Source organism: Lysinibacillus fusiformis, from assembly GCF_002845985.1.
In the GTDB taxonomy this organism is placed as follows: Bacteria; Bacillota; Bacilli; order Bacillales_A; family Planococcaceae; genus Lysinibacillus; species Lysinibacillus fusiformis_D.
The window spans coordinates 52,863-69,355 of record NZ_PDFK01000001.1 but is presented as its reverse complement, the minus strand read 5'-3'; the positions used below and the strand labels follow the sequence as shown (position 1 = coordinate 69,355).

Here is a 16,493-nt window from a genome sequence, read left to right as displayed (position 1 = left end):
CAAGACTTCCCAAGCAAGCGATAGGTTCTAAGCTTTAGTTGAATTTGTAAAAGTTCCTCATAGCTTTTTAAATCAGTTTATAAAATTTCTTTAATCTATTCGATACGATAAATCAACATTTCCTTGGCGGTTTCGCTAATTTTCATATTTATGTAGATGCAATATGAATTGCAGAGGTACCCATTTAATGAAGGCCAACAAACGATTCAAAAATAAAAAGACGACCTACCTTGCTAGGAAGTCGTCTTTTTCATATGGATATGAGGTTGATTCTGATTGCCAATTTTTAGTTGAATCAGGACCATAGCTAGAACGATGATAATCATGCCAATAATCGCAACTGAAAAATTGCCTGTGAAGTCTCGTACTAGACCAACAAAAAATGGACCCAGGGCAGCGAATACGAAACCAACTGATTGTGTCATGGCTGCCAGGAAGCTTGCCTCGCTCATATCCTTGGCCTCATCGATAGGTAATGTTAATCCTAATGAGAATAGCCCACCTGCACCAATGCCAATCAACATACTACTTAACCAAGGATTATAAGAAAACAGTAGCATCAATAACCCAATTAATTCTAATGATGAACTGCTGATTAGCCATACAGCTCGATGCTGAAAACGATTATTTAAGATAGGCACTAAAAACGTGGCAGGCATTTGGGCGACGGTTAATAGTGTCAGCATCATGCCAGCATCGTGTTTGCTGTAGCCCATATTTTCAGCGATTGGTGGTAACCAAGCCATTATGGTATAAAACATGAAGGCCATTAAACCAAAAAAGCCTGTTAAAAGCCAAGCCTTTTGATTCGTTAGCATGTGCTTCACATTTATACCAGTACTAGATGGTTTAGCAGCGCCTGATTTTTGTTCGACTGGTTTCCACCAAAAGACTAAAGCAATCAGGGCAAGTATAGCCCATGAAGCGGCAGAAGCTTGCCATGAATGAAAGAGATTGCTCAATGGGATGGAAAGCCCTGAACCAAGTCCAGCGCCTACAACAAGTGCTAACGAGTAAAGACCGATTACACGAGACGGATTCGAAAACTTCTCCTTAATATAGCCCGATAATAAAGGACCCGCTATAGCAATACCAATGCCTGATAAAAAAGCCGTAACTAGCATCACCCAGGCAGAATAAGCAAAAAATCTTGCAGCTGTTGCTAGTCCAATAAGAATAAGGGAGTAAGCAATGGCTCTCTCAATGCTCCAACGATTGGCTAGTTGTATCGCAAAAGGAGCAAACAAGCCCATACATAGCACAGCTAAAGATGTTAATAAACTTGCAGTAGCCGCACTCATATGTAAAGATTCGCGGATGATGCCTAACAAAGGTGAGACCGAAGTAATCACAGGACGTAAATTAAATGAAGCTAAAATAATAGCGATAATGGGTATAATTGTTTGCTTTGCATTCATGTTATTTCAACTCCGATACAATTCATAGTAAGTTCAAATTGAAGTCTATACCAACCAAGATGATTGAACAATACTATTATTACTATTACAATAATAGATAAAAACTATGATTGGGTGTGATCGGTGTGGAAATACGTCATTTACACTATTTTATGGCAGTCTGTGAGGAGTTACATTTTACAAAAGCTGCTGAGAAACTTGGCATTTCTCAGCCAACATTAAGTCAGCAAATACGCGTGCTTGAGGACGAGTTAGGTATGCCATTGTTTGATCGGATTGGAAAAAAGATTGTTGTAACAGAGGCTGGCTCTCTATTATTTAGCTATGCTACGGAAATGCTCACAACATTACAAAATGTTAAAGATGCTATCAATGATTTACAGGAGCTGCAAAGAGGACAAATAAGTGTTGGCATTATGCCATCTGATTTAGATTATCGGATTACACAGCTTGTCATTGACTTTCATCAAAAATTTCCGAAAGTAAAACTGATGATACTGGCTTCTATTGATATTATGCGGCAGGTTCTTGAAAATGAAGTGGATATTGGCATTGGGACGAATGTGGAGCCAGATGATCGTTTGGTAATCATTCCTTTACGTAGAGAGGAGTATGTGCTGACCGTTTCACAGGAGCACCCATTGGCGAATCAAACCGCTATCACCATTGCTGAATTGAAAGGCCTGCCTATGGTGATGTATCCAGAAGGCTTCTTTGGCAGAGAGATTGTAGAGGAGGCTGTAAAAAAACATGGTTTTCAGCTTCATTCTATTCTTGAAACAAGCTCTGTCACGTCGATTATGAATCTTGTCCGTGCCAATATTGGTGCGACAGTGCAACCATACCATCTAATCCAACAAATAAATGATCCTACTTTGTGTAGTATACGTATTTCAGATGGAGCACCTAGCCGTAGCTTGTCTATCATTTACCGAGTAGATCGCTATGTCAGCCAAGCAACAACAGCATTTATTAAACAAATTAAAGAATATTTCAAGGCTTGAAGCAAACAGTTAAGAAGATAAATTGCCAAATAAAGTTCCTTTTTTTGGTGAGATTACATATACTATTTATAAACCGACAGTCAGTCTAATTTATGTAGGGCAAGATATGAAGCGTGTAAAGTTTCACTTGTGCCTACACTTTTTTTACACAAATAATGACCGACAGTCGGTCTAATAAATTGAAGAGGTGGTCATTAAATGGAAATAACAATAACAGAAAAGGGCTATTCGAAAGATTTTTTTATAATGGTAGTTGGGCAAATTATTTCTATTTTGGGCTCTGCACTTTTAAGATTTGCTTTGTCACTTTTTGTGTTAGATATGACAGGACGCGCAGATCTTTTCGCTTTGCTTTTTGCTATTTCATGCCTACCTATTTTACTTACGCCATTTGGTGGTGCTATAGCAGATCGATTCAATCGACGTAATTTAATGGTCCTATTTGATTTTATCAGTAGTGCTATTGTCTTTATTTTCTTTTTCGTGTTACTGACAGACAATCATTCCGTGTTATCGATAGGGTTTGTTATGGTGCTGTTATCACTTGTCAGTGCAATGTATACACCAGCCGTAATGGCTAGTATCCCTATATTGGTTAGTGAACAGAAACTAGAACAAGCCAATGGCATTGTCAACGGAGTGCAGGCTTTGGCAGGTGTGACTGCACCTGTACTAGGGGGAATTTTATATGGTGTGCTCGGCCTAAAAATGCTGGTCATTGTAAGTGGTTTTTTATTCTTCTTTACAGCTATTGTAGAAATGTTTATGACGATTCCCTTTATAAAGCGAGACTACGATGGGCATTTGGTGCAAATATTAATGAAGGATATGAAAGAAGGTTTTACCTATGTGGTGAAGCAAACATTTATTTTAAAATGCACGCTACTAGCTGCTTTATTGAATTTATTATTGACACCGCTTTTTGTTGTGGGCGTGCCGATTATCCTTCGCGTCACAATGGAAAGTAGTGATGCATTATATGGAATAGGTATGGGTATCATTGATTTGGCAACCATTTTAGGAGCATTAACGATGGGCTATTTTGCACAAAAGCTTCGTATTCACAACCTCTACATTTGGGTGTTGCTGTCGGCATTATTAGTCATTCCTATGGCGATGGCTGTGTTGCCTCGAATGTTACTAGTAGGCTATTATCCTTCATACGGCATCTTTATTGGGTGTGCCGTTGTGATTGCGATGATGATGACGATCATTTCCATTTACGTGATGACCCTTGTCCAAAAGCAAACACCAAATGATAAATTAGGGAAGGTCATGGCAATTATGATGGCAGTATCACAATGTATGGCTCCACTTGGGCAAATAGGGTATGGTATGTTGTTCGAGGTCTTTCAAGGTAGGATTTATATACCTGTTCTCATGATAGCTGTATGTGTACTATTGTTAGCGTTCATAACGAACAGAGTATGGCGATTTGAGACTAAATGATTTGTTATAACAAAGAAAACCACCTTTTTAATGGTAGTTTTCTTTGTAAAGCTTAAAATCTTCTCGCTCTATGACGCCTCTGCCTGTTAGTAGGAGCCTGCGTAGGCAAGAATGGGAAGAGAAGTGGTGGCCTAAACTGTGCATTATTGCCTACATGGACAGCCAGCGATTCCTTTTCACTCGTAGGAGCCGCACTCTCTTCCTCCTGTGCTATGGCGTTTAATAGCGGTGCTGGAGACTCGTTATGATGTGTAGTACTGGTAGTTTCAGTAGGATTTGTTGTAGCAGTCGCTTCTTGATGTTGTGCTGGATGTTCGATGGCAGCATGTGGCTGCTGGACTGCATGGACGTCTTTCATGACGAGGATTGGCCGCATCATATCATGGTCCTCGTGCTCAAGGAAGTGACAATGCCACATATAATGACCAATATGATCTTTCCAATGCATAATAATTTTCGTTACCTTACCTGCATCAGCTTTCACTGTATCCTTCCAGCCTCGCTCATAGTCACGTGGCTCCTCAGGTGGCCCTGTGAATTCTATAATGCCTTCATTTTGATAAAGTTCCAGATTAAAGGGTCTTCGCTCCAAAATTTTAAATTGAATGAGATGTAAGTGAATAGGGTGAAGAAAAGGTGTAGCATTAATAAAATTCCATATTTCCACACTATCTAAAGATGGTTTTTCTGTTGCTGGGTCATGGTACATACGGTCATTTAATAATAACATGGGGCGTCCAAATTCATCAGTTGTAGCTGTCAAGGGCAGTTGTCTTTCAATATGTGCATGGTGTGTATGGAGATCCATCGTAACGGCTAGCCTTTCAGGAATATCACTTGTATCCTCACATTTTAAAGGTACTGTGACTCTAAATTGCATAATGACATTTGTGTGTTCATTACTGAAATCTGTATCCGCATTGATTAAGGTGATTTCCTGTCCCGCACAGTTTGAAAAATCGATAATCACATCTGTACGTTCTGCTGGCAGCAACTCGACAGATTGGATCAGTTGGGGGGCGGATAAGAAACCGCCATCTGTACCAATTTGAAACATTGGCTGACCATTTGACAGGCTGATAACATAGCCCCTCCGATTGGAACCATTAAGAAAACGAAATCTATATTTACGTGGCTCTACATCTAAGTAAGGCCATAATTTTCCGTTCACTACGATTGTATTACCAACAAAACCAGGTGTAATAGAGGGGTGAACGGGGACTGGAAATGGTGGTTCATCAGGATAAAACAACGAGCCATCCTCATTAAAGGATTTATCTTGTATTAAAACCGGATATTCGTAGTCACCGCATGGTAAATTAGCGCGTTCCTCAAGTGCATCTCTCAGTAAATAAAAGCCTGCTAATCCTGCATAGACATTTAAACGTGTTAAGGCCATTGCATGGTCATGATACCACATGGTAGTGCCAGGCTGATGATTTGTATATTCATGTATTTCCTTATTAAATTTTGGCCCAGTATGCCGATAGTCTCTTGTGTACCATGCTTCTGGATGACCATCACTCTCCCAATCCACATTGGCGCCATGTAAGTGAGTGACGGTTCTTACCTCTTGAGAATCGTTGGCGGCATGAAGTGTAAAATCTACGGGCAAAAAGTGCTGTAAGGGTAGCTGATTTTTATATTTCACATAAATGCTTTTGTCTTTAGTAGCTTCAATGGTTGGTCCTGGATAAAGCCCGTTATAGCCCCAAATGTATGTTTTGGGGAAATGCTTATGAAAACGGTGCTCGCCTTCCATCATGACTAATTCGTAATAATCATTTTTTTGTTGCCCTCTACTATATTTGGGTTTAGCTGTCATTGGTTTTGGAAGTTCATCTACAAATTTTGGAATAGTTGCTGGATCAGAAGGGTTAATTTGCATACTCACAACATCACGTCCTTTTTCAATACTTAAAATGGCTAATTATTTCATCATATGGGTAAAAACAATAGGTAACGGGGACAATGATGGAGAAAAGTGTGTGAAGGCATAAAAATTTAACGACAACTATGAATGGAAAGCGATGATTCATTTTGAAGGTGTAGCGCAAGAAAAAGATGGTTGGACCTAGTAAGAGATTTTGAAATGCAGGAAATAGTTGGTTATCTAATGAAAAGGGCGGACGGAGTGAATAAATATACCTTATAATTGAGAAAGCACAAAGTGTATAGGGCTTGGAGAAGTGGTGAAACGGTGAAATTAACATTAGAAGAGTTAAATAAAACGATTATGGAAATGCGCACGAAGGGGTTTTTAACGGAAGCACTAAAACTAGCGGATCAAGGTCTTTTAGTCGCATTAGAGAGCAAAAATTATGCATATGTATTGGATTTGTACTATCAAAAAATACTAGTTCACCATTCTTTAGGTGACACATTAAGCATGGTCAGTCTTATGCATGATTATGAAGCGATTTGTCAAAAATATGGTTCTAGCAAAGATTTAATGCATTATCATTTAATCATGTCTTTAATCTATGACTTGGTAGGCATACGTGAAAAAACAGTAGAGATGACGAAGAAATCGATCGCCTATGCACAAGAGTTGCAGAACGCCATCATGCTTGTTCGGTGTCATAATAATTTATGTTATTTAGAGGTGGAGAAGGGCTGTACGAAGGAAGCACTTCAAGCAGGGCTTTTAGCTAGAACATATAATCAGTCCTTATCTAAGACAATGCCCGATCTTGCAAAATTACATGATATTCGTATTAATAATAATTTAGCAGATGTTTATATTTTAGAAGGGGATTTTAAAACGGGGAAGGCCTTGCTGGACAGCACGTTATCCTCTGACATTATTCATCAGCATAAACGCGAAAAAGTAGCTGCGTTGTTTGGCTATGGCTTTTTATATGAAAAGCAGCAAAAGCTTGAAGAAGCCGTCCCCTATTATAAAAAGGCTGTAGAGCTTGCTAAATCCTACGGGGATAAACCGACAACGAAAAAAGTCATGCGTTTACTGTTAGATGTATTGTATCAATTGAATTGGCGGGATGAAATTTTTGATGTACAGCGTGAATATATTGATCTTACAGAAAAAATGAGTGTTGCGAATTTACTACAGCAAGTCATGAATTTGGAATTTAAGCGTCAAAAGGAGAAGCTTGAGAAAAAAGCCCATTATGATCCATTAACGGGCGTGTTAAATCGTCATTTTTTGGATCATGAGCTACATGAATGGTTAAACATAGCCGAAATGACGCAATCATATGTGTGTATTACGGTACTAGATATTGATCATTTTAAATTGTTTAATGATATGCATGGTCATCTGTTTGGGGATATGGCTTTACAGCTTTTAGCCAAGGGCTTGAAGAACTTTTTACATAAGGAAGATGTGAAAATTATTCGGTATGGCGGAGATGAATTTATCCTTTGTATCAAGCATCAACAAAAGGACTATATCAAAACACTTGTCAACAACACGCATGCTTATTTACTCACTTTAAAGCTAGAACAAGAGCATCAAAGCTATCCGTTAAAGGTGAGTATGGGTGCTTGTGTCAACAATCAGCAAAATTATCAGTATAAAGAGTTATTTGAGCGAGCAGATAGCTGTTTGTACGAAGCGAAAGATAATGGCCGTGCCAGCTATGTTCTGTGCGAACTATCATAAATTTACGCATTCCTATTTACTTGGTTGAATAGGAATTTTTCAATGGAATTAAATTTGCTATACCAATCATTTGAAAACGTTATTCTAGCAACGTACAATATATGAAATTAGGAAACACGACAGTACAAAATTGTTGTATAATGTTGTGGTATGAGGAAAGAAAGCAGGTTGACAAAATGGAAAGCAAAATGAATGGTTATACAGTGATAGACATACACAAGCTTCAGCTATGTGTTATGCCAAAACAGCTCGATAGGAAACATAAGGTGAATAGATGAAAAACTGGTTAATTTTCATTTCTGTCTTTATTGTTTCATTGTCACTTGTCATTAGCATTTTAGTACTCTGGAAAGCCGAGGCTCCGTTCCGTTCAATTGAAGAGAAGGCTGAACAGTTGGCACTCGATGCCAAAGCCCTCGCAATTGTCTCGGAGTCCTACACATATAATGGCAAACATTCGTATGTTACTGTGTTCGGGGTAGACGAATACGGTGATAAAAAAGCTGTCTTTGTTCCAACGAATCTAGATGAGGATTCCATTCAGGAAGTGTTATTAGAAGATGGTATTACGGAAAAGCAAGCATTATCGGTTTTTAAAAATGAAGGAAATGTACAAAAAGTCCTCCACATGAAATTAGGTTATGAGGAACCTGGCGCTGTTTGGGAGATTACCTATCTAAACAACCATGATCAGCTCAACTATGTCTATATCATGTTTAAGGATGGCGACTGGTGGAAGCGCATTACGAATTTATAAGAGGAGTAGATCCCGGATGAAAAATTTATTAGCAACACGTGTAAAAACTTTAACACCATCTTCAACATTAGCTATTACTGCGAAAGCAAAAGCATTGAAAGAGCAAGGTATTGATGTTATTGGTCTTGGGGCTGGTGAACCAGACTTTAACACACCTCAAAATATTTTAAATGCAGCCATTGATTCAATGGAAAAAGGATTAACAAAATATACACCTGCTGGCGGACTTCCAGTTTTGAAAAAAGCTATTATTGATAAGCTTCAACGCGATAATAATCTTGCCTATCAATCAAATGAAGTCATTGTCGGCGTAGGGGCAAAGCATATTTTATATACGCTATTCCAAGTTATTTTAAACGAGGGCGATGAGGTTATCATTCCAATTCCTTATTGGGTGTCTTATCCAGAACAAGTGAAATTAGCTGGTGGCGTACCTGTATATGTTGAAGGTACACGTGAACAAAGCTATAAAATTACAGCGGATCAACTAAGAGCAGCTGTGACAGATAAAACGAAAGCTGTTATTATCAATTCACCTAGCAACCCATCAGGCATGATTTATTCTCGTGAGGAGCTAGCAGAGCTTGCAGCTGTTGCAGAAGAAAAAGATATTTTAATCGTGTCAGATGAAATTTATGAAAAGCTTGTATACAATGGTATTGAGCATTTTTCAATTGCACAACTTTCTGATGCAGTGAAAGCACGTACAATCGTTGTAAATGGTGTGGCAAAATCTCACTCTATGACAGGCTGGCGTATTGGGTATGCTGCAGGTGACGCAGACATTGTTAAAGCAATGACTGACCTTGCATCACATTCAACATCAAATGCGACAACAACAGCACAATATGCAACTGTGGAGGCGTATAATGGCCCTCAGGACGCAGTAGAAGAAATGCGTCAAGCATTTGAATCTCGTCTTGAAAAAATTTATCCACAGTTAAGTGCAATTCCTGGCTTCCATGTCTTAAAACCACAGGGTGCATTCTACTTATTACCAGACGTAGCAGAAGCTATGGCTCACACTGGCTATGATTCAGTAGATACATTCGCTGCGGATATTTTAACAGAAGCAAACGTAGCAGTGATTCCAGGCTCTGGCTTTGGTGCACCAACTACAATGCGATTATCCTATGCTACATCTTTAGAATTATTAGAAGAGGCAGTCCGTCGTATTGATGCATTTGTAAAATCAAAATGGCAAGACTAATCCCTCTAGTCGACTTTGGAGGATTTCTATGAAAAAAATTATGATTAAAGATATGCCACAGCATATCGGTGAAACAGTCAAAATTGGCGTTTGGTTAGCTAACAAACGTTCAAGCGGAAAAATCGCGTTCTTACAGCTACGTGATGGTTCTGGCTTTGTACAGGGCGTTGTCGTGAAAGAAGAAGTAGGCGAAGCAATTTTTGCTACGGCAAAAGGAATGACGCAAGAAACGTCTATGTACGTTACGGGCGAAGTGAAAGCTGACGAACGCTCAAGCTTTGGCTGTGAGCTTGCTGTAACAGGTATTGAGGTACTACATGCAGCAACAGATTTCCCAATTACACCAAAAGAACATGGTCCTGAATTTTTAATGGATAACCGTCATTTATGGCTACGCTCTCGTAAACAGCATGCCATAATGAAAATCCGTAACGAAATTATTCGTGCCACATATGAATTTTTCAACAATAATGGTTTTACAAAAATGGACCCACCAATTTTAACAGGATCTGCACCTGAAGGTACTTCAGAGCTATTCCATACAAAATATTTTGATGAAGATGCTTATCTATCTCAATCTGGTCAGCTTTACATGGAAGCGGCTGCAATGGCGTTAGGAAAAGTATTCTCATTCGGTCCAACTTTCCGTGCTGAAAAATCTAAAACACGTCGTCACCTAATCGAGTTTTGGATGATTGAGCCTGAGATGGCATTTGTAGAATTTGAAGAAAACTTAGAAGTACAAGAGCAATATGTAGCGCACATCGTACAATCCGTACTGGCAAACTGCAAATTAGAATTAGAGCGACTTGGCCGTGATACATCGACACTTGAAAACATCAAAGCGCCATTCCCTCGTATTTCGTATGATGATGCGATCAAGCTTTTACATGAACAAGGCTTCGACGATATCGAATGGGGCGATGATTTTGGTGCGCCACATGAAACAGCTATTGCGAATTCATTTGACAAACCAGTATTTATTACTTGTTACCCAGTAGGCATTAAACCATTCTATATGCAACCACATCCAGAGCGTGATGATGTTGTCTTATGTGCTGATTTAATCGCACCAGAGGGTTACGGTGAAATTATTGGTGGTTCTGAGCGTATTCATGACTATGAATTATTAAAATCACGTTTGGAAGAGCATAATCTATCATTAGATGCTTATGCATGGTATTTAGAGCTTCGCAAACATGGTTCTGTCCCACATTCAGGCTTTGGTCTTGGATTAGAGCGAACTGTAGCATGGATTTCTGGCACAGAGCATATCCGTGAAACGATTCCATTCCCACGTTTACTGAACCGCTTATATCCATAAGCTAATCAATTTAAAAGTCGCGTAGTGAAATATCTACGCGGCTTTTCTACTTACTAAAGAAGGAGTCTGGAGAAACATGAACGTAAATAATCATCGACTCCGTACATGGACTGAGCAGAGAATGATTCACATTCCTCAGCTTTTTTTTCAGTTTTATAAGGAGTTAAATATGGAAGATGAAGAGGCACTCATTGTCATGCACTTATTAGCCTTTCATATGGAAGGGAATGATTTCCCAACACCTAATGATCTCAAAAATCGCCTCACAATGTCTGACCATGACATCACATCACGTTTACAACGCTTAATGCAAAAAGGTTTTCTTGAAATTTCACGCGATGTTGATGCGGGAGGCAAGCTATATGAAAAATATTCCGTGTACCCACTATGGGAGCGCATTGTGCAGATGATGGATATGAAAGAGCAGCAAAAAACGGCAGTGACACTTCGACAAGAAGAAGGCGAGCTATTCCGTCTATTTGAAGAGGAAATGGGGCGTCTTTTATCTCCTTTAGAGCTTGAAAAAATAGGATGTTGGCTTGATGAGGACAAGCATAGTCCAGCGCTCATTAAGGAAGCACTAAAGGAGGCTGTCTTTGCTGGGAAACTGAGTATTCGTTATATTGATCGCATTTTATTAGAGTGGAAAAAGAAAAATATTACGACACCACAAGCCGCACAAAAGCAAAGCGAGCAGTTCCGTGAGAAACAGACATTTAACAGAGCACCAGGGCGGACAGCTCAACAAGAAACAACGCAACCAACGAATAAAGTACCATTTTATAATTGGTTAGAGGAAAGAGAATAGGGGGGCATCTGGTTTGTTAACAAAAAAACAGTGGGAGCATTGTCTAGAAGAGATGGATCGAATGTTTCCAGATGCACATTGTGAGCTCGTGCATGACAATGCCTTTGAGCTGACGATTGCTACATTATTATCCGCACAATGTACAGATGTACTAGTCAATAAAGTAACGAAAACATTATTTCAAAAATATAAAACGCCAGAAGATTATTTAGCGGTATCCTTAGAGGAGTTACAGCAGGATATTCGTTCTATCGGTCTTTATCGTAATAAGGCAAAGAACATTCAGGCATTATGTCAACGATTGCTCACTGAGTATGGTGGTGAAATACCTGCAACACGTGAAGCACTTGTGACATTACCAGGCGTAGGGCGAAAAACAGCCAATGTCGTGCTTTCCGTTGCCTTTGATATTCCAGCACTTGCAGTGGATACGCATGTGGAGCGAGTTTCAAAACGGCTAGGGCTCTGTCGATGGAAAGATTCGGTGCTTGAAGTAGAAGAAACGATTATGAAAAAAACACCTATGGACAAATGGTCGAAAACACATCACCAGTTAATTTTCTTTGGACGTTATCATTGCAAGGCACAAAATCCTGGGTGTCATGCCTGCCCTTTACTCGCTGATTGTCGTGAAGGTCAAAAACGCTTAAAGAAAGGCTTGGTGAAGGAAGCGTGAACAATGAGGCTATCGCAAAAGATAAAGTAGATGCATGGTTTGCTCAATGGTCAACCTTGCAAGCAGCGATCCATACAGCCCACGATGCGAGAAACGGTACAGCTAAAGGGCTAATGGAACAAGCCATCGAGCTATTTGAACAACTTGTACAGGCAGCAGGCGATGAGGTGCTACCGATCAATGGTGTTGAAAGACTTTCCTTTATTAAAGCCAAGCCAGGCCAATACGCATGCTACCGTCAGCTAGATGAATTATTCAAAGAAACCAAAAAGCGCACAGCTCGATTGCGAATTCAAGCTAGCAAAAGCTAGGAGTCGATAGAGCACCAAGATGCGGTGGATAGAAAGTCAAAAGTAGCGGATAGAATGAGCAAAGTGATGGATAGAAAGCCAAAAGTAACGGATAGAATGAGCAAAGTGATGGATAGAGTGCCAAGTAGCGTATAAAGAGCAAGAAGTGATGGATAAAATGCCAAAAGTAACGGATAGAATGAGCAAAGTGATGGATAGAGTGCCAAGTAGCGGATAAAGTGCAAGAAGTGGTGGATAGAAAGTCAAAAGTAGCGGATAGAATGAGCAAAGTGATGGATAGAGCGCCAGAATTGATCGATAGAGCACTAATAAAGTGCAACAAAGTGTTAAGAACGAATTTAAAAAGCCGAGAAGCAAATTGCTGCTTCTCGGCTTTGTGTTTATTCTGAGCTTTGGTCTTCTTCTATTGGGTTGGTTGGTTCGGTAGGAGGGGTTGGCTGTTGATTGCCATCATTATTACCACTGTTGCTACCGTTACCGTTATTACCTTGCCCATTGCCATTATTATTGTTGTTATTGCCATTGTCGTCATTCCCGTTGTCATTGTCTTCTTGACCAGGATCTGTTGGTAAATCGATTTCTGGCTCATCTGGGTCTTCTGTTTCTAAATCTTCCTCAGGCGTACTTGTGATTTGGAAGGTAGTTGTGCCAGGTTCACTGCGTGTGCCATCTACAATGGCTACGACAGAGATTGTGTAATTACCATCTTCAAGCGTGTTGCCAACAGTTAAGCCTTTGCTGTCTGTTGTACCAAGCGTTATTGATTCTCCGCCATCACGTTTGGCAGTTACTTCAAATGAAGTTGGTAATGGTTCATCTGTTTTTGGATCTAGGATCGCATCATGTTCCCAAGAGATATTAATAGACTGTGCTCCTAAATCTAGGCTTGCTGATACATTGTAAGGTGTAGATAATTCTGGAGCCTCGTACACACTCGACACCTCTGTTGGTTCAGTACCACGAACGAATAGTTCTGTTTGACGTAGTTCGCTAGGTGTATAATCACTTGCTAATTTAAGTGGTTTAGAGCCGACTTCAATCGTTGCTTCTACAACGGTATTTGGCTTTTTAAAGCTTGTATTTTCAACATTTGATGAAATATCTTGCATAATTGATTTAAATAAATTTTGTGGTAATCGACGTTCCTCCCACGTTGTAATTGGATCAAAGTGTTTTTCATAACCACTCCAGATAGCAATGGAGTAGTTTGTTGTGTAACCCGCAAACCATGAGTCTGGTACACTTGTATTTGGTAAATTATATTTGCTAAAATCTTCTGCTGAGTAGTTGGTTGTACCTGTTTTACCTGCGATATCTAAGCCAGGTACATTGGCAGCAGTACCAGATGCATCTGGTTTATTGCCAACGACATCACGTAGCATATCTGTCACCATATAAGCTGTGTAATCGCTCATAGCCACTTTAGGCTCAGGTGTGTAATTTTTAGATGTTTTACCGTCACGGTAGACGATTTTTGTAATGGCATGTGGATCTGTATAGACCCCGTTATTGCCGAAAGCAGCATAGGAAGCAGCCATTTGGATAGGGGAGATTGTAATGGCACCTCCACCAATCGCATCTGACTCATATAGATTTTCCGTTTCAATTCCTAAACGCCCTACAAATTCTTTTGCTTTGTCAGTACCAACTTCTTGTAATGCTTTGACAGCTGGTACGTTACGTGATGCATATAACGCTTTACGTGCCGTCATGGCCCCCATATATCTGCCATCCCAGTTTGTGATTGTTTGTTTTGAATTTGTATAGTTCATTGGTTCATCGACAAGTGTTTGACCTGTAGACCATTTTAAATATTCAATTGCTGGACCGTAGTCAACTAATGGTTTCATTGTGGAACCAGGTTGATTTTTTGTTAGGTCATCTGCATAGTTGAAACCACGCTCAGCACCGTAATGACGACCACCACCAACGGCTTGAATGGCACCAGTCTTTGTATCGATGACAGCTACACCTGACTGAATTTCTTCAGTAGGGAAATTACTGTCGTCGTTCATTACGTTTTCTACAACTTGTTGGGCATTCGGATCAAGTGTTGTATAAACTTTAATTCCTTCTGCCATCGCTGTTCCATCACCATTATTTTCTAATTCATTAATCACAATATCGAGGAAGGCATCATATTTCGAACCTGCAAATGATTGACGTGTTGCATCATCCGCTAGACCTGATTGGACTTCCATTTGTTTTGCTTCTTCCATCTCAGCTTTTGTAATTTTTCCATGTTGATGCATTAAGCCTAAAACCGTATTACGACGTTTTTTTGCAAGCTCAGGGTTTTTTAATGGATTATAAGCATTTGGTCGTTGGACTAATCCTGCTAATAATGCTTCTTCATCTAATGTTAAATCTTTTAATTCTTTACCATAGAAATATTGTGCTGCTGTTCCGAACCCGTAAATACGACCCGACATGAGCATTTTATTGAAGTACATTTCAAAAATCTCTTCTTTTGAATACTTACGTTCTAGTTGGAAGGCTAGCCAAGCTTCTTGTGCCTTACGCTTTAGTTTTTTCTCGTTTTGTAAAAATGAGTTTTTGACAACTTGCTGTGTCAGGGTAGACGCACCTTGTGCACCAAAGCCATCACGGAAGTTTGCCAAAATAGCACCGCCTAGACGATAAAAGTCCATGCCGTGGTGCTCAAAAAAGCGCACATCTTCCGTTGCGAGAATAGCATTGACCATATCTTCAGGTATATCTTCATACTTTATATATTTACGGTTTTCAGCACCGATTGTAGCAAATAGTTCACCGTTTTTATCGTAGAACTCTGAAGAAACAGGGTCCTTTAATAATTCTTCATCAAGCTCTGGAGCTGTGCTTGCATAGTAGGCAAACAATCCAGCGCCTCCAATGAAGCCCGCCACACCGATTGCTAAGAGTGTTAAGAAAATACGTTTAAACCACGTCTTAGCAGGTGAAGATGATGTTGTTTTTTTCTTACCTTTTTTATTTTTTTCAGCGAGAGCTTTTTGGTGCTCTCCACGTGTTCGACGACGTTCAGTCATTCTTATTTCTCCTCACTTTCAGACCTGAAGCATGTTGCATCGATCCATTGTTGGATAATGGGTAAGTAATCGATACGTGGATAATAACTTGTAGGAATTTCATATGCCTCTTCTTCAATCGTTGAAAAGGGTATCGATTTACGATCGCCATTCTCCATTGCTTGCCAGGCCTTTTGTAAAACTTCGTAGGGCACAATAAAATATCGTTCAAAGGCAGAAAAGCGAACGATAATAAAAGCCATACCATTTTGTTCCGTCACTTGCTGCATATGGATCATTTGATGCTCATGAATATTTTTTAAGGGGAAGCTCGTTTTGGAAGCCGTTTCCTTTGCATCAAAATCTATATAATGCCCATTCCAAACACCATTGTAGTCGGTTGTAGAGGGTGTTCGAAAATATGCTTCACGAATAACAGCAGCACTTCGTGAAGGGTACTCTACTTTGACGATTTGCACAGGAACAGGTTTCTTATGAATGATAGCAAGTCGCCTTTTTATATAATAGTCGTTTGCTTCATTAATTTCATCTTCTAGAGTCTTGCCACGATTACTAAAAGACAAATCTTTGCTATTCCTTTTTTTTTCTGTTTTCTGTACAGACACATTCGGCGTATACAATTTTCCGTTTGGATAACGAATTGTCATTCAACTCACCCTTTATCATACTGCTTTTCTATACACTAGTTTACCATGTTTTAGCGGCTATTCTCTACCTCCATCAGTCATGTTATTGCTAATAGAATCGTAGAGAACAGATGGGAAGTAGAAACAAATTACGTCGAAAAATCACTAGCTTCTATTTTACTCGAATCGTCAAAATAACTGATTAATTTTAGTCATGAATTGGCTGAAAATATGTCCCTTTCAGATCTTTCATAGA

General features: G+C 39.5%; 13 protein-coding genes. 9 read left to right on the top strand and 4 right to left on the bottom strand.

Features of this window, described 5'->3' with window-relative positions:
- Positions 1-233: 233 nt before the first annotated feature.
- Complete coding sequence (locus CRI88_RS00480; protein ID WP_058845079.1) at positions 234-1,418, bottom strand: MFS transporter; 1,185 nt, start codon at positions 1,416-1,418, stop codon at positions 234-236.
- Between the two features lie 125 nt (positions 1,419-1,543).
- Between CRI88_RS00480 and CRI88_RS00475 the strand changes: the two genes are divergently transcribed.
- A complete protein-coding gene (locus CRI88_RS00475) occupies positions 1,544-2,422 on the top strand; it encodes a LysR family transcriptional regulator (RefSeq protein ID WP_089933196.1) in 879 nt (292 codons plus the stop codon).
- Positions 2,423-2,620: 198 nt separating this feature from the next.
- A complete protein-coding gene (locus tag CRI88_RS00470) occupies positions 2,621-3,871 on the top strand; it encodes an MFS transporter (protein ID WP_101966311.1) in 1,251 nt (416 codons plus the stop codon).
- A 52-nt stretch (positions 3,872-3,923) separates the two neighbouring features.
- Here CRI88_RS00470 and CRI88_RS00465 read toward each other — a convergent pair whose 3' ends face one another.
- Positions 3,924-5,759 carry a multicopper oxidase family protein gene (locus tag CRI88_RS00465; protein WP_036118480.1) on the bottom strand — a complete coding sequence of 612 codons (1,836 nt, stop codon included), beginning with the start codon at positions 5,757-5,759 and terminating at the stop codon, positions 3,924-3,926.
- Between the two features lie 312 nt (positions 5,760-6,071).
- On the opposite strand from CRI88_RS00465, the gene CRI88_RS00460 reads away from it, so the two are divergent.
- The 7 genes from CRI88_RS00460 to CRI88_RS00430 all read left to right on the top strand — a co-directional run bounded on the left by CRI88_RS00460 (position 6,072) and on the right by CRI88_RS00430 (position 12,582).
- The gene (locus tag CRI88_RS00460) at positions 6,072-7,496 is read left to right on the top strand and encodes a tetratricopeptide repeat-containing diguanylate cyclase (RefSeq protein WP_101966310.1); all 1,425 of its coding nucleotides are present in this window, start codon (positions 6,072-6,074) and stop codon (positions 7,494-7,496) included.
- Positions 7,497-7,770: 274 nt separating this feature from the next.
- Positions 7,771-8,253 (top strand): cell wall elongation regulator TseB-like domain-containing protein, encoded by a 483-nt coding sequence (locus tag CRI88_RS00455; RefSeq protein WP_036118471.1) that lies wholly within the window; start codon positions 7,771-7,773, stop codon positions 8,251-8,253.
- Between the two features lie 16 nt (positions 8,254-8,269).
- The gene (locus tag CRI88_RS00450) at positions 8,270-9,463 is read left to right on the top strand and encodes a pyridoxal phosphate-dependent aminotransferase (RefSeq protein WP_036118468.1); all 1,194 of its coding nucleotides are present in this window, start codon (positions 8,270-8,272) and stop codon (positions 9,461-9,463) included.
- Between the two features lie 28 nt (positions 9,464-9,491).
- On the top strand, positions 9,492-10,787 hold the full coding sequence (gene asnS, locus CRI88_RS00445) for an asparagine--tRNA ligase (RefSeq protein ID WP_036118465.1): 1,296 nt from the start codon (positions 9,492-9,494) through the stop codon (positions 10,785-10,787).
- Positions 10,788-10,863: 76 nt separating this feature from the next.
- Complete coding sequence (locus CRI88_RS00440) at positions 10,864-11,595, top strand: DnaD domain-containing protein (protein ID WP_089933190.1); 732 nt, start codon at positions 10,864-10,866, stop codon at positions 11,593-11,595.
- Between the two features lie 13 nt (positions 11,596-11,608).
- Positions 11,609-12,271: an endonuclease III gene (gene nth, locus CRI88_RS00435; RefSeq protein ID WP_036118459.1), complete on the top strand. Its 663-nt coding sequence runs from the start codon at positions 11,609-11,611 to the stop codon at positions 12,269-12,271.
- Positions 12,268-12,582 carry a YpoC family protein gene (locus CRI88_RS00430; RefSeq protein WP_036118455.1) on the top strand — a complete coding sequence of 105 codons (315 nt, stop codon included), beginning with the start codon at positions 12,268-12,270 and terminating at the stop codon, positions 12,580-12,582. Before nth ends, CRI88_RS00430 begins: the two co-directional genes overlap by 4 nt.
- 380 nt (positions 12,583-12,962) lie before the next feature.
- Here the strand turns inward: CRI88_RS00430 and CRI88_RS00425 are convergent, their stop codons facing one another.
- Together CRI88_RS00425 and recU are read right to left on the bottom strand one after the other, a co-directional pair.
- Positions 12,963-15,611, bottom strand: a complete 2,649-nt coding sequence (locus CRI88_RS00425; protein WP_089933188.1) for a penicillin-binding protein 1A — start codon at positions 15,609-15,611, stop codon at positions 12,963-12,965.
- Between the two features lie 2 nt (positions 15,612-15,613).
- The gene (gene recU / locus CRI88_RS00420; RefSeq protein ID WP_058845086.1) at positions 15,614-16,258 is read right to left on the bottom strand and encodes a Holliday junction resolvase RecU; all 645 of its coding nucleotides are present in this window, start codon (positions 16,256-16,258) and stop codon (positions 15,614-15,616) included.
- Positions 16,259-16,493: the final 235 nt, after the last annotated feature.